We start from the raw sequence: 14,295 nt of genomic DNA on the forward strand, positions 1-14,295 counted from the left end.
TCAACACCATACCATACTTAAGGGTGCTGTAGGCATTGGCTATATTCAAGCAGATAAAGAGGGCCATCTATGGACTCCTAGCACTAGAAACAATAAGTTGTATAAGTTAACGCCTGATTATCAAGTCGAAACAAGTACAACGCCAGGGCAAACTCAAAAATTCAAAATAATCGAAGGGGCCCGGATTAGCAGTCATTCATCAGGCGAATAAATTTCCATGTATTGAACTATGCGAGTGAAGCGAAACAATTTCAAATGAAACTCGAAGGTTTTTTAAGGGAGTTTACTAGAGAGGGTGACAAGCTTTATATATTTGCTGATTTAATTGCCAAAGAAAAAAGTGTTCTTTATGTGCTTGATATTCCTTCCGAGAAGGTAATGAACACTATTCCATTACCTGAGGATGTGGCGGATGATATGGTAGTTTATCAGGATAAAGTGGTCCTGGCGACCAAAACTTCCCTTACGGTAGTAGATCGATCAGACTGGAAAGTATCAACCATAAAGTTGTCTTACCCCGATGTGAGGCCTGTTTCACTTTATAATAGAAATGGGCATCTATATGTGGCTTTGATCAAGTCCAAATTTGTGTGTAAATTCCCTCAGCTAGACTGTGCTACATAATGCGAGTCACTTTGGCATCGGACTTTGGCCGATCCTTCCGCCATTCCATGTACTCGGTCATGTCGAGATATTTCTTGCCGGCTGCCCATTTTTCATCCTGTTCCATCAATAGAGCACCAATAAGACGAATCACGGATTCACGGTTTGGGAAGATGCGAATGACACGTTCCCGGCGTCTAACCTCTTCGTTGAGACGCTCAACGCTATTTGTCGTGCGCAGCCGTTTTCGGTAACGCTCTGGCAGCATTAAGACGGCGGTAGCATCGTCAAATCCGCTTTCCAGCACGCCCATCGCCTTACCCGCCTTATCTTCATAAGCCGCTAAGGTCTGTTTTAATAAAAACCTTGCCGTTCCAGTATCAGGAGCATCTAGAATCGACCGTAGACGGCCATGGATCTCATCCTTCAAGGCTTTGGGTGAGGCTTCTAATACATTTCGCGTGAAGTGAGTCTGGCATCGCTGCCATGTTACCCCTTGCAGCTGCTGCCGTACCGCGCGTACAAGGCCGCCATGATCGTCGGAGGTAATGAGATCCACACCTCGTAATCCACGTCCTTTTAGAGAGCTGAAAAACTCACTCCAGCTTGCTTCAGATTCTGTGTCACCCAGCATCAGGCCAAGGACTTCACGATAGCCCTCGGTGTTTACACCAATGGCAATCATGATGCCTCGTGAGCGTACACGACCGTCTTCACGGACCTTGAGATACATCGCATCTACGAGAACAAACGGAAAGAGGCTGTCTGCCAGGCTTCGATTATTCCAAGCAGTTACGATGGGATCCAGCCGCTTACAAAGGTCTGAAACAGTGGATTTAGAAAACTCGGTTCCGCAGAGTTCTTCGGTTACTTGCGAGACTTTACGCGTAGAGACGCCGTTTACGACCATTTCCATCATCGCTAAGATTAACGCTTGTTCACTTCTCTGGTAACGACTAAAGAGCTCTGTCGTGAACTTCCCACCACGGATGCGCGGAACACTTAGTGTAATGGTTCCCACCCTCGTATGCAGCCCATGTGGATACGATCCATTCCGGTACGCTTTTCGATTCTCTGTTCGTTCATAACGATCTGCTTCCACTTGTTCACTCACCTGTGCTTGTAAGACTTGGTTCAGTACAGACTCGAGCAGCTTGGCTACACCCGCATCCTGAGAATTTCCCAAAAATAGTTGATGCAAAAGCTGCGAATCTACGTTAATCTGGTATTGAGCCATTTCATAACACCTCGTATATTTAGAATTTTGTGTCCCAACATTATTCTAACTGAGGGCTATGAATATGGCTCCTTTCATTTTTTGGAACCTAGCTTTTTACACAATTATACGGACTCAACTGTGGCTTTGCGTAGTGATGTGGATCTGTCTGGATTAAAGTTAATAAAAATGGATTCCAACTTTAAGGAGATATCTAAAGTCGATCTTGGCATTGTACACTCCGGAGGAGATCAGTTTAAGGACGATAAATATTATGTGTATAGTGGAGAAGGTTACCCGGAAAAGAAATTTTCTGGAGAATTAAGTGTGTATCAACTAGATACTTGGGAAAAGATAGGGAGTTTAATACTTCCAATAGGACCGAAAAAGTTCAATGTGAGCGGATTTACTGTTCTCTAAAGGGGGGAGGTTACTTTACTTATGTCATCGGATTTCATAGATTTTTTGGGTCATGTCGTTTGGATTTTTCTACTTTTGACCTTCCTGGCCTCTCTAACGGCTCTTATTATCAGTTTAGTCAAAAAACGGTTTAAATTTTTTTTCTTCTCTCTGCTAAATATATTCGCTGAAATCTCTGGTATTATTATTGATGTTTATGGAGAATTACAATACAAGCAACTAAGAACACCATTGGAGAGATGGCCGAGGGCTTTAGATGACGGAAAATGGTGGCCCATTTATGTAACAGCAATGTTCCTATTTATCATTGTCTGGTGGGTTATAGTCTGTAAGAAAATATATTCCAGGATATCCCAATGAATAGGTGACGCTTACTGTCTTTATTGATGGTGAGCGTCTTTTTTTATTATAGAGCATTCACAAGTGCAGAACCAACTTACTGAAGAAGACAAGGAGGCATAATTACCCAATGTGGTCTTATTTTTGTTCAAAATAAAAAGCCCCTAAGGGCTTATTAAAATAGTTTTTTCAACATACCCCAGAAGCTTACTGTTGTTTTGTTATATACTTTATTTCTCGCTGCTCTTTTTGGATTCCTTGCAGCCCCATACCCCCGCGGCATTTTTATACCGGCTTTATGTACAACCCCTGACGTTTTATATTTGTCCGAGCTGAAAGTGATTTTTTTATGTTTGGTTTACGTACACCGAATTTCATAAACATCACCTGCCAAGGACTTCTCTTTATGACAAACACCCCAGAAGGCAGTGACAATCAATAGAGCCGCTGGTAAAGCTAAGCGAATAACATGCCCGTACAGAATACCCCCACCTATACCTGCATATGCACACATTACACCAGCTACTCGAGGGTTAGCCTTCGAAAGGTATCTGTAGAGGAAAAGCTAAAACGGGCCGAAGCACATATTAAGTTACTTGAGGTGGAAAATGACTTTTTAAAAAAGCTCGATGCGCTCGAAAGGCAGAAAATGCTGAGGAAATATTAACGCCCTCCGAGCGTTATCAAATGATCAATCAAACTATTCGTCAACACAGCCTACATCGAATGACACGTTACTTAAGCAAGATTTAGAATCAAACAATTTAGAACTTTCTGTACAAGATATTCAATCACAAGTAGATAATTTCAATACCATGTTACTTGGTTTGCAAGGACAAGATAAAAAAGAACAGTTACTTAAAGCATTACAAGAAGTTGAAAATGAGATTATAAAAGCAGAACATGCCTCAGGCGTAAGGACACTTGGGTGTTCTGACGTATTAGGAGGAATAGGTTGGGCACATTCATTTGCAAATGGAGTATTTGGAGTTTTATTAAAGGTACCTAGTCCTCTTGGTTTAGGAGTCTCAGCGGGAATTGGAGCTGCATACTATCTGGGTAGTTTAGATTGTCCGAAATAAAGTGGTCGTAATGAACATTTTAAAAAAGTACGAATTAACTATCTTGCAATTAGTACCATTGATTATTTTGTCTTCCCTAATAACAGCAAATTTTAGCAGAAGCATTCCTATTTATATTTCTGTTGTTCTATTTATTACTGCCCTTAACGTTTACATGGAAACCTTGTTAAACAAAAGACACACGCGGGAACAAAAAGCGTTTGGTTCCTTGCAACATTTCCGTTTAATTTTTGCATTATACTTTTATATATGATTTATCTTGGCTAGTACAAAAATACCTAAGATGATTTTGAAACCAAACTTGAAGCACGCTATAGAAAGAGTACTCAGGATTTATTTCCTAAGTGCTCTTTTGTTACTTAATGTACGGATGATGAGTAAACACCATCTCCAAATGACCTCTTTATGCTTTTGCAACCATTCTCCAATTATGAACCCATTTTTGCAACCAGATTTTTTATATTAATCAATTTGATTATATCGCACTTGTATATTTACATAACAGGGAAATATATGGCAAACTTCTATGCGGTCTCTTATTTTATGGAAGTAAGAGGAGTATAAGGAAGTAGATATTATATAATGAAAGGTTGGATTCTATGAGAAAAATAACGAATGTTGTAGTTTTGTTTATTTTTGCAGTTATTAGCTTTGTTACCCCCTATACCCAAACTGTTTTTGCAGAAGAAACAAGGTTAACTTTGGAGAAGGAAACAGCGATCTACGATGCTCCTTCTTTTTCTACGAAAACCATCTATACGATAAGCCCGCAAAAAGTAAAGGTCTTAGAAAAAAGGCCGGATGGCTGGTTTAAAGTTTCCACTTGGCTAGGGGATAAGTGGATTGCACCCAAAGGGGCAGTTGTAATACCTAGAGAAACCGAACGATCTCTCAGGTGAGGGGCCAGATTTGGATAAAACCACAAAATACAAATTGTCATACATAAATTATGTTTTGGGTCTTGATGGAACTGCCGATGGATTTGTTAAAGTTAAAACGGAAAGAGGGGATATGTGGATCATAGCAGACACAGTTCCTTTACAGTTAACTAAAAGTAGCAAGACAAGCGGAACTATATGACCAACCTCAATTTTCTGCTAAATCAGGTTTTTCACTATCTCCACAAACCGTTACTTTGTTAGAATTCCAATCGCCATGGTACCATAAGGTAAATACTTGGGTCGGTGAAAAGTGGATAGATGTATTATTGAATACTATTGAAGTTAGCGATAAATATATTAATTATGATAATTCTCAAGCGAACAGTATTTTGCAATCCGATATGTTTGTGAATCTGCAAAGCTCTAAAGAAGACCTTCAAAAATATTATGATGACCTTGCTCAACTTCAAAAGAAATTAACATTTTTTGATTGGGATGAATTTAGAAATTTTTTTGATAATTTCGATTTAAATTTAGATTTTTCAGAGCTTAATAAGTCTTTTGAAGAGCTAGCTGAATGGTCAGCGTCCATGGATGGTTATTGGGAAGATTTTAATGCAAGCATTCAACATATGAGCTCTTCTGTGGGAGAAATCCTTTCAAATATTCACATTGGTACTTCTAAAATAGAAGAAGCTGGTGATATGATTAAAAAAGCCTGTGATGAAGTAAATGAAGGGCTTAAAAAAATGAAGTCTGGATTAGATGTCATCAATGGTGCGGTCTCGAACATTCTTCAGAATCTTACGGACATGAATACGGGAATGAAGCAGGCTCAGGCAGGTCTCAATAAGGCGAACAATGGGATGAGCGTGGCGAATTCAGCCATAGATCAAGCGAAAAAAGCCCATGACACTCTACAGAAGTATCTTAAAGACCCTATTAAGATTAAAAAAGAAACCAGAGGCTCTGAGCTTCCTAAATTAAAAAGCTTAGGATTTGATTTTGATTTTAGTTCTTATCTGACGCTAGAAAACGTCTCAGTAGCGATTGATTTAATTCCTATTGTAGGAAATATAAAGGCTGGTGGCAAAGTTATATCCGGATACGACCCGATAACGGGTGTTCGCTTAGAGGGACCTGACTATGTGCTAGGTATCATTGGTATTATTGTGGGCGGTGAATTCAAGCAGGTAGGTAAAATTGCGGGTAAGGCAACAGAGCTTGAGGCGAAAGCAAATAAAATTACAAAATCAATGGTTACTGAAACTAAGGGGACGGCAAAAGGTTCAATAAAGTCTGGATGAAATTTTGGAAGAAGCTAAACCGGGGAGAACAACCTAAGGGAAAGCTATTCAGTTCGAAAAAAATGGTGGATTCGATCAAGCTCTTAACGATTTTAACAGTATGGGAGTGTCCGATGTAAAAGATATACCAGGGGGTAAGGTAGGAAAATTACCAGATGGGCGAACTGTAAATGTAAGAAACAAAAGTTCTGACGGCAGGCCGACATTAGAAATATATGATGGAAAAAAATCAATTAAATTCGTTACTAAGGTAGTGTGGGATAATGGAAGAAAAATGGAGACGCTGGGAACCAAAAGTTGGTTTGTCATCGAAGTACTATGTAGAGTCGTTATCAGATAGTATTAAGGGTTTTAGAATTTTATTGTCTGACGTTAATGACGAAAAAAAGAAAGTTGAAGTGACATTTAAAGATTCAGTGCATGCATATAGGAGCACAGATGAAAGTTTTAGACAAAGTTCAATAAATATTATTGATGAAAAATATGGAACCGAGTTCTACGCAGAATGGACCTTTTTTGAGATTAATAATTCTAAATATATACAATGGTTATCAGAACAGTCATATGGAATTGCAGAATCAGAAACACTCATACACTTCTCTTTTGTGGCAAGAGACTCAATTGTAGATGTTATCGCCGCGTACGAACCAGAAATAAAAATTAGATAAGATAGGTTACACCGTACAATCCACAACCACATAAAATTCATTGAAAATGTCAACAGGCTCATTCCAACTTGAACGATGGGGGAATGAGCCTTTTTTGTATGACCAAAAAGGTGGATGGGCTACACTAAGTTGGACAGAAAAATTAAGGGCTAGTAGAATAAACATATTATTATAGGGAGCGGATCTACTATGCCAAGACAAAGACGTACATTCACAGATAGATTTCAAGAGACAAATGGTCCAACTTCACGAGAATGGAAAATCAAGAGCAGCCATTATAAATGAGTATGAACTGAGTGCATCTGCATTGAATCGCTGGATCAAGCAAGCAAATCAGTCAGGATCCTTCTCTGAGAAGGATAACCGTTCTCTAGAAGAGAATGAACTTATTGCATTGCGAAAAGAAAATCAACGTCTTAAGATGGAAGTCGATATTTTAAAGCAAGCAGCGCTGATCATGGGACGAAAGTAAATGTCATGAAGCGTAATCGTGACAAATACTCGGTATCAGCAATGTGCGACGTCCTACAAATCTCTAGAAGTACGTACTATTATGAAGCCAAAGAGCGTCAGAATGAAGACCATGTAACCCATCATATCGTTGAAATCTTTGAAAAAAATCGGAAAGCATACGGTACAAGAAAGATTAAAGCAAAACTTCATGAACGTGGAGTCATCGTATCCAGACGCCGAATTGGCCGTATTATGAAGGAACAGGGCCTTGTTTCCACGTACACGGTGGCTCAATACAAACCACACAAAGCCGCATGTAACGAATCGCAACAGCCTAATGAACTGAACCGTAAGTTCGAGCAGTCTGAAGCTAAGCGTGTTGTTGTAAGCGATCTAACGTATGTCAAAGTTAAAAATAGATGGCACTACATCTGTATATTTGTCGATCTTTTCAATCGAGAGATCATTGGCTCCAGCGCAGGCCCGAAAAAGAACGCAGCTCTAGTCGCGCGTGCCTTTTCCTCTGTACAAGGAGACTTACGACAAATTCAATTGTTTCATACAGATCGTGGCAGTGAATTCAAAAATAAATTGATTGATGAGACGCTTGCTACGTTCCAGATTGGTCGATCTTTAAGTATGAAAGGTTGTCATTATGATAACGCCGTTGCTGAAGCTGCGTTTAAAGTTATGAAGACCGAATTCATTAGTCAGATGAACTTTCAAAGTTTACAGCATCTAATATTGGAGCTCAATGATTACATAAATTGGTATAACAGGCATCGCATTCATGGAACCCTGGGCTATATGAGCCCGATAAATTACAGAAGATTATCCCTTAAAAAAGCTGTCTAATTTTATGTTGACAATCCAAGGAAGTAAATAGAAAAGAACAAAAAAATAGCTCTTAAATTCCTTACCGCAACCCTTTTTGTTCCATAAGTCCAAGCATCGTTTGATCTCTGTCATAAAATATATAGAGTCTAAAGGAAGGGAGTGTTACTTATGAGCTCATCTTGTGGAGGATACGGCACTTCATGTTACGGAGGTTTATTCACGAATACAGGAACCATTTTAGTCCTGTTCATTCTATTGGTCATTATTTCTCGAACCTTTTTGTATTAAACAAGTGTAGGAGAAATAGGATAACCTGTCTTTGTGGCATCTATTTAGCCCCCAAATGATCTTGGACAGTACACCCCTTATTCCGATACAATAAAATCAAGTCGGAGGGGAATGTAATGAAGAGGAAACGATATGAATTAGATTTTAAGAGAATGGTCGTTGCTAAAGGTAAAGAGATTGGCAATATGACGGCTGTAGCCCGGCAGCATGAGCTCGATCCAAAGATGGTGATTCGATGGGCCAGAGAGCTAGATCGTAAGGATATTGGACAGTTAGACGGGACAAGCTTGAAACAAGCTGCATATGTTCGAACGGCTGCTGACTATGCGGCTCTTGCAAAAGAGCATGAGAAGCTTAAGAAGCTATATGCTGAACAAGCATTAGAGAGGGAAATCCTCCGCGACCTAGTAAAAAAAACGAACCCACACTTGCGGATAAAATAGCTATTGCCCAAAAGTATATTCAGCAGGGGAATTGCATTTCTCTCGTGCTGCGCATCCTGCAAATGGAACGCTCTACGTACTATACACATGTGAATCGAAGGCAGCAAGAACCGAATACAGTCCATAGGAGAGGTCGCCCTGCGCCTGGTTATTCATGTACACAAGATGGAAAGCCGGTTAGCGATGAACAGATTTGTGAATGGATCATGGAACTGCTGGCCGACGAGTACACCGAATTTCATGGCAAGCACATCCTATTCTATTGGTATAAACTTAAAAGATGCATGACATTCCGATGTATCTCCTTGTTCAATGGTAAGTACATACTCTTTTACCCCAAGTGGTGGATTACCAATAATTGTGTTAGCTTTAGATTTTCCAGTAGATGAACGAACAATGAAGTAAGAGCGATGTATGTTGTAGATAATAATGGAGTAAAAGCAGAACAGAAATACTACACTTGGGCGGGTAGCAATGCAGGTTATCATGTTGGCAAACCTTATAATAAAACTTTTGTAAATATGTATCGAACAGACCAATTCTATTGCTCACAATTACTTTGGAGAGTATGGAAAGATTCGGGTTATGATGTTTCGAATAATTCTGTTGCTTTTGTTACCCCAGCAGACATAGCTCAGGATAATAATACCCGAACGTGGTATTCAAGAGGTCTTTAATCGATTATTGAAGGAATAACTTATAGGTATGTTTATAATTTTATTCATAATTACATAAAGAAGATGGTGGAGGAGGCAAATGCTTGTTAAAGAAAAATGTAAAGGTTTATTTAGCATTCGTAATATTTGCTGTAGTAGGGATCGCTCTCTTTTGGTTATTGGGATTTAAGGAAAAGCCCGAAACTCGTATAATTAAGCATGGTGAGGTACCAGGGGAAATTATATATACTTATTCACATCCATTGAACTCACCTAGTAAAATAGTCTGGACCAAAGATGGGAGCTTCATACATGAAGAGACGATCAACGGAATCGCTATTATGTATATCCAACCAGATCTGCAAGGGAATTTATGGACACCAAGTACAAAGAATGACAAGCTGTATAAACTAACCTCTGATTATCAAGTTGAAACAAGTAGGACACCAGGAACAACCAAGAATTTCAAGATCTTAAATGGAGATAAAGTAAGCAGCCATTCTAATCTCTCTAATATAGATTTTAACAAATTGTGGTATGAAGGCGAGAAGAAAAGTTTCCAAATGAAACTTGAAGGTTTTTTGAGGGAGTTTGCAAAAGACGGTGACAAACTTTATATTTTTGCTGATTTCATTGCCAAAGGGACAAGTGTTCTTTATGAGGTTGACATTCCTTCCGAGAAAATAACGAATACAGTTCCATTACCGGAAGGTGTGGCGGATGATATGGTAATTTATCAAGATAAAGTGGTCTTGGCGACCAAAACTTCCCTTACCGTAGTAAACCGATCAGACTGGAAAGTATCTACCGTCAAACTTTCCTACCCAGACGTAAGGCCTGTTTCTCTTTATACTAGAGATGACCACTTATATGTGACTCTACGAAGTGACGTTGATTTATCTGGACTTAAAATAATAAAATTGGATCGTAATTTTAACGAAGTGTCTAAGGTCGATCTAGGCCTTGTATATTCTGGGGACCAGTATAAGGACGATAAAATTTATATTTATAGCGGAGGAAATGACCCAGAAAGAGGAATATCAGGAGAGCTGAGTGTTTACAAACTTGATACTTGGGAGAGATTAGGAAGTTTAGTTCTCCCGTCAGGACCAAATAATTACAACGTCAGTGGATTTACTGTTTTGTAAATAAAGGGGGATTTTATCTATGTCATGGGGGTTTCTATTTCTAGTCATTACTTTTCTTGCTTCTTTAGTCTCTACTATCATTTGTACAGTAAGAAAAAATTATAAATTCATGATTTTTTCTTTGTCCAATATATTAATTGAAATCTCTTATATAGTTGTCCTTTTTTATGGAACTCTAAAGGAAACCGGGACCGATCTGGAAAAATGGAAGAGAGCTTTTCTGGATGGGAAGTTATGGCCTTTTTATGCAGGAGTGGCTTTACTTTTTATGGTTGTCTGGTAGATTGTAGTTTGTAAAAAATTATATGCCAGAAAACGTCGATGAAATAGGTGACGCTTACTGTCTTTTTGGATGGTGAGCGTCCTTTTTATTATGGAACATTCACAAGGTACATCAACCATTCTAGTCCTGTTCATTTTATTGGTTATCGTTGCTCGTACCATTTGTTTTTAAAGAATGTTTGCGGGGAAGAGACCCAAATTCCGTTTTTTACGGACTCAACAAAGGATAGCCACAATTGGTTTCTCTGTTCAATACAATGCTGTAATAAGAGTACTTGTATCGGGGTACTCTTCTTATTTATCACTTGTGACAATAATATTAATTTCTGGTAAATATACAGGAAATTAACATTAATATATAGAAATATGTAAGTACAACCAATAAATACAAGAAGGATCAGGACGATGATCACAAGGAAGAAGTTAGTAGCTGTAGCAACCACTCTTACATTAGCTTTAGGATTAACAGCAGGACTTACCCCCGCATTTGCGCATTCAGATGAATCTTCATTGAAAAGAACTTCTCTCTCATCTGCCAGCAAACAAGAACAATTTTCTTTCACCGGGTATATCATGACGGTTGGTGACAAGTATATGACTGTTGCAGATACCCCAACAAAAGAAGAAGCTTTGCAAGGAAACTGGAGGGATCTGGTGAATCAGGGTAAGATATTGATAGTCCCTGTTCCAAAAAATGAAGTATATATAGTAGGAGATAAAGTAAATGTCTATTTCCAAGCAATGACTAAATCACTACCCCCCATTGCGATTAAACCTACCATTGAAAAAATATTAGATTAAATTATATAACGTAATTGCCTGTATAGGTACTATAAACCCAGCGCCGTCAAAGTGCTGGGTTTTAGTTTTCTGCATCCGTACAGGAAATCTGTGAGGCATTAAATGGAATCAGTTGTATGGAAGGTGAATCGGTTATCCGGTTTGAAGCCAAAAAGACATGGATGCGCGGTAGCAGCTTCATGTCTTTTTTCGATTTACTCCTGCATAATATGGGTAATTTCCAGTTGAGGCAGATGATCCAGGTTAATAAAGTTTCCCTCTACCTGGATTAAAGGCCTGAAGTAGGAGGTGGGGTTCGTCATGACAATAACTCCTTCACGTCCGTCGGATAGCCGGGCTTTTTTGCCAATAAAATTAGGAATCATATGTTCGATGAATACATATGTAAGCCTTGGATCCAACTTCCCGAAACTGAGTTTATGAAGTTCTTTAAGAACGGCCAAAAGGTCTTTCTTGGCACGGTATGTACGCTCAGAAGTCATGGAGCTGTATTCGTCTGCAATTGAAATAATACGGGGGAACGGATGAATCTGATCTTTTTTTCGTTGATAAGGGTAGCCGGACCCGTCTAATCTCTCGTGATGCTGCAGGGCGACTAGAGCAAGGATTTCATCCTGCAGAGAAGACCGGATCATCTCATAACCATAGATAGTATGTTTTTGTATAGCAGCGTGCTCTTCAGGAGTGAGGGAACCGGGTTTGGCCAGCAGATCCGGGTTGATTTTGCTTTTCCCAATATCATGCAGGAGTCCCGCTTTTGCCGCAAATCGGGCGTATTCTTCGGATTCACCCGACCATATGGATAAATGATAGGCGATCATGCTCACTTTCAGGCTATGCCTGTAAGTGTAATCATCGGGTGAGTTAACCTTTAGCAAGAGGGATACCATGTCTTTTTCCTTCTGGATGTGTTCAAGCAAAGGATCAACCTGTTCTTCCACCAGATCATTTTGAATGAACCCGCTTACACTGGCTTGGTCAAACATTTGCTGCATGTTAGCCATGGCACCTATAAATATTTCGGCTTGTCCGGAAGAAGGTGACATTAAAGAAGTGGTTTCTTCCCCGTCAGAATTATCTATTCTGATAATATCAACGTATTCAATGCGGTGGAGCAGCAGCTTTTCTATATTTGACTGATTGATCTCTGTACCGGCTGCCAAAATGTGAAGTCCTGTCCCGTTATAGATGTCTTTTAACAAGCGGTCACCGTTGTGAAGTTCATATATGTGTACGTTCATTGTCTCTTCCCTGCCTTTAGGACATATTAAAAGGACTTATAAGACATATCGTATTCCTTGATCTAACAATAAACTTTCTTATTCCCAATCTGTAAGGGAAATCGTAGGGTCATTCAAGAGAGGGACCAAAATACTGATCAGCCACAGAAACAGGATAATCAAGGACAAAAGGGAAAAAATAAGCCCTCCATATTTACGATATTTAGCCAAAGAGATGATCCCCGTTATAAACCCGGTGATTCCGAATATCATACCGAGAAATACGGGAATAAGCAATGCATTTAGCACGAATGCCAAAATACCGCATATAAGAGTAAAAACAGGCAGCACACGTCCAGAAGAATCCGGTAAGGATTCCAATTCGGGAACTGGGGTTCGGTCTTCCGCGGAGGAAGATGGAAAATCATTCATTTCCTTGGGCTCCTTCCCATTTATTTCTGCTTGGTTATTATTGTAGCACAAGAAAGAAGAAGAGGAACTGGAAACAGGAATACATGGAAAGTTCCGGGGAAACCAGAACATTTGGTCAAAAGAGAATAGACAAATATGGAAGCAGCAGGTTTTCCACCCTCATATATTAGCCGTATAAGGAGGAGAGATCCAGTGAGGAAAAGAGATCGGAAGCACCCCCCTGCATCTCATCTTTCCGAGGCTCGCAGACATCTGCCTGTTCAAAAAAAAGGAAGGCAGAGGGGCGACTCGCGAGGATGGAACAAGTGGCAGGAAGCATATCAACGGCTATTCAATACTCATTTACCTGATGGGTCTACAGATATTGTTTTCACTTCGTCACAAGCTGATGATCTGGTCAAACTTCTCGAAGTTTTATCGGCTGAAATCCCCCTTGCCTTGTCCAACCCAAATCCAGCAAGTATGTCCAGGCTTCATTCCTTGTTTCATCAGTTTAGAGCCTTGTTTTTCACCATCCCCCTTCCGGTATCGCAGGCTGAAAGCAACTGTTCGTGTATAGATGATGTACTATCACTTTTGCATTCATTCCCTTATCCCGCTTTTGATCTGGCTGGTCGGATTCAGTATTGGCTGGATGGACTTGATATGATTTTTACTGGTTTACGTACCGGGGAAGTTTACAAAGAAAAACTGCTGAATGCACTGAAATCAGTTGTCGGACAGATTAAAGAATCGTATCCCGTTTCTGAAGAAGAAGTGATATTGTTTCCTGAGAGCCTAATCCAGCCTTTTATACACCTGCTTCAAAATCTTCCTGTAGGCATCTGCCTTGCTCTGGTTAATCAAGACTCCGACAGTATCAGGCGGTTAAAGAACATGGTAGCCCAACTTGCATTTATGTTCAGTTAAATCCGGCTTGATCCTGACTCTTTTACGCTTATCAGCACGTTAATTGGCAGAGTTCAATCTTTGTTACATCAAACTCCCCTTCCTGCAAAAGAACTGATTTCCCAGTTAACCGGTTTGTTACACGAAATTTGCATCAGGATACCTCTGTTCAATGTTCGATTTCAGGCCAAGCAGACCATCACAACCCTGCTCCAATCGGTTCAAGAGTCAATCGGTAAAGTATCCGGGAACCTAGCAAACGGACGAACTTAGGAATGGACTAACTTATTAGGCCAATTATCCGTATACATCAGTGTTTTGCATATGCCCT

The 14,295-nt window shown here is 39.7% G+C and carries 18 protein-coding genes and 1 pseudogene; 16 read left to right on the forward strand and 3 right to left on the reverse strand.

Annotated elements, in window-relative coordinates; genetic code table 11:
- Window positions 1–255 precede the first annotated feature (255 nt).
- A complete protein-coding gene (locus tag BXP28_RS20800; RefSeq protein ID WP_144029696.1) occupies window positions 256–624 on the forward strand; it encodes a hypothetical protein in 369 nt (122 codons plus the stop codon).
- On the opposite strand, the gene BXP28_RS20805 is transcribed toward BXP28_RS20800, so the two are convergent.
- Window positions 617–1,840: an IS256 family transposase gene (locus tag BXP28_RS20805; RefSeq protein WP_023483236.1), complete on the reverse strand. Its 1,224-nt coding sequence runs from the start codon at window positions 1,838–1,840 to the stop codon at window positions 617–619. The two genes, BXP28_RS20800 and BXP28_RS20805, sit on opposite strands and share 8 nt — an antisense overlap.
- Before the next feature lie 1,553 nt (window positions 1,841–3,393).
- Here BXP28_RS20805 and BXP28_RS20825 point away from each other — a divergent pair.
- The 13 genes and pseudogenes from BXP28_RS20825 to BXP28_RS20870 all read left to right on the forward strand — a co-directional run bounded on the left by BXP28_RS20825 (window position 3,394) and on the right by BXP28_RS20870 (window position 11,424).
- Window positions 3,394–3,660: a hypothetical protein gene (locus tag BXP28_RS20825; protein WP_036656185.1), complete on the forward strand. Its 267-nt coding sequence runs from the start codon at window positions 3,394–3,396 to the stop codon at window positions 3,658–3,660.
- Between the two features lie 599 nt (window positions 3,661–4,259).
- Complete coding sequence (locus BXP28_RS20830) at window positions 4,260–4,559, forward strand: SH3 domain-containing protein (RefSeq protein ID WP_036656186.1); 300 nt, start codon at window positions 4,260–4,262, stop codon at window positions 4,557–4,559.
- A 10-nt stretch (window positions 4,560–4,569) separates the two neighbouring features.
- Window positions 4,570–4,740, forward strand: coding sequence for a hypothetical protein (locus tag BXP28_RS23060; RefSeq protein WP_155116292.1), 171 nt, complete (start codon window positions 4,570–4,572; stop codon window positions 4,738–4,740).
- A gap of 127 nt (window positions 4,741–4,867) precedes the next feature.
- Complete coding sequence (locus BXP28_RS20835) at window positions 4,868–5,848, forward strand: pre-toxin TG domain-containing protein (RefSeq protein WP_040931737.1); 981 nt, start codon at window positions 4,868–4,870, stop codon at window positions 5,846–5,848.
- A gap of 263 nt (window positions 5,849–6,111) precedes the next feature.
- Window positions 6,112–6,516 carry a hypothetical protein gene (locus BXP28_RS20840; RefSeq protein WP_036656190.1) on the forward strand — a complete coding sequence of 135 codons (405 nt, stop codon included), beginning with the start codon at window positions 6,112–6,114 and terminating at the stop codon, window positions 6,514–6,516.
- Window positions 6,517–6,705: 189 nt separating this feature from the next.
- Window positions 6,706–7,824: pseudogene (locus BXP28_RS20845) on the forward strand (IS3 family transposase).
- A gap of 150 nt (window positions 7,825–7,974) precedes the next feature.
- Window positions 7,975–8,094, forward strand: coding sequence for a YjcZ family sporulation protein (locus tag BXP28_RS24720; RefSeq protein ID WP_226989792.1), 120 nt, complete (start codon window positions 7,975–7,977; stop codon window positions 8,092–8,094).
- A gap of 116 nt (window positions 8,095–8,210) precedes the next feature.
- Complete coding sequence (locus tag BXP28_RS20850) at window positions 8,211–8,537, forward strand: transposase (RefSeq protein WP_024093300.1); 327 nt, start codon at window positions 8,211–8,213, stop codon at window positions 8,535–8,537.
- Window positions 8,538–8,947: 410 nt separating this feature from the next.
- Window positions 8,948–9,214: a hypothetical protein gene (locus tag BXP28_RS20855; RefSeq protein WP_024093302.1), complete on the forward strand. Its 267-nt coding sequence runs from the start codon at window positions 8,948–8,950 to the stop codon at window positions 9,212–9,214.
- 83 nt (window positions 9,215–9,297) lie between these two features.
- Window positions 9,298–10,341 carry a hypothetical protein gene (locus BXP28_RS20860; RefSeq protein ID WP_024093303.1) on the forward strand — a complete coding sequence of 348 codons (1,044 nt, stop codon included), beginning with the start codon at window positions 9,298–9,300 and terminating at the stop codon, window positions 10,339–10,341.
- Between the two features lie 19 nt (window positions 10,342–10,360).
- Entirely contained in the window at window positions 10,361–10,624 is a 264-nt protein-coding gene (locus tag BXP28_RS20865) for a hypothetical protein (RefSeq protein WP_036656192.1), read from the forward strand.
- Between the two features lie 90 nt (window positions 10,625–10,714).
- On the forward strand, window positions 10,715–10,795 hold the full coding sequence (locus tag BXP28_RS25810) for a YjcZ family sporulation protein (protein WP_472462618.1): 81 nt from the start codon (window positions 10,715–10,717) through the stop codon (window positions 10,793–10,795).
- A 233-nt stretch (window positions 10,796–11,028) separates the two neighbouring features.
- The gene (locus BXP28_RS20870; protein ID WP_023484376.1) at window positions 11,029–11,424 is read left to right on the forward strand and encodes a DUF3221 domain-containing protein; all 396 of its coding nucleotides are present in this window, start codon (window positions 11,029–11,031) and stop codon (window positions 11,422–11,424) included.
- A 194-nt stretch (window positions 11,425–11,618) separates the two neighbouring features.
- Here the strand turns inward: BXP28_RS20870 and BXP28_RS20875 are convergent, their stop codons facing one another.
- Window positions 11,619–12,665, reverse strand: coding sequence for an HD-GYP domain-containing protein (locus BXP28_RS20875; RefSeq protein WP_023484377.1), 1,047 nt, complete (start codon window positions 12,663–12,665; stop codon window positions 11,619–11,621).
- A 78-nt stretch (window positions 12,666–12,743) separates the two neighbouring features.
- Complete coding sequence (locus BXP28_RS20880; protein WP_036656196.1) at window positions 12,744–13,076, reverse strand: hypothetical protein; 333 nt, start codon at window positions 13,074–13,076, stop codon at window positions 12,744–12,746.
- Between the two features lie 192 nt (window positions 13,077–13,268).
- Between BXP28_RS20880 and BXP28_RS20885 the strand changes: the two genes are divergently transcribed.
- Both BXP28_RS20885 and BXP28_RS23405 read left to right on the forward strand, forming a co-directional pair.
- The gene (locus BXP28_RS20885) at window positions 13,269–13,985 is read left to right on the forward strand and encodes a collagen-like repeat preface domain-containing protein (RefSeq protein WP_036656198.1); all 717 of its coding nucleotides are present in this window, start codon (window positions 13,269–13,271) and stop codon (window positions 13,983–13,985) included.
- Window positions 13,986–14,045: 60 nt separating this feature from the next.
- The gene (locus BXP28_RS23405; RefSeq protein WP_144029662.1) at window positions 14,046–14,237 is read left to right on the forward strand and encodes a hypothetical protein; all 192 of its coding nucleotides are present in this window, start codon (window positions 14,046–14,048) and stop codon (window positions 14,235–14,237) included.
- The last annotated feature ends 58 nt before the right edge of the window (window positions 14,238–14,295 follow it).

This window comes from Paenibacillus larvae subsp. larvae, from assembly GCF_002003265.1.
Classification (GTDB): domain Bacteria; phylum Bacillota; class Bacilli; order Paenibacillales; family NBRC-103111; genus Paenibacillus_H; species Paenibacillus_H larvae.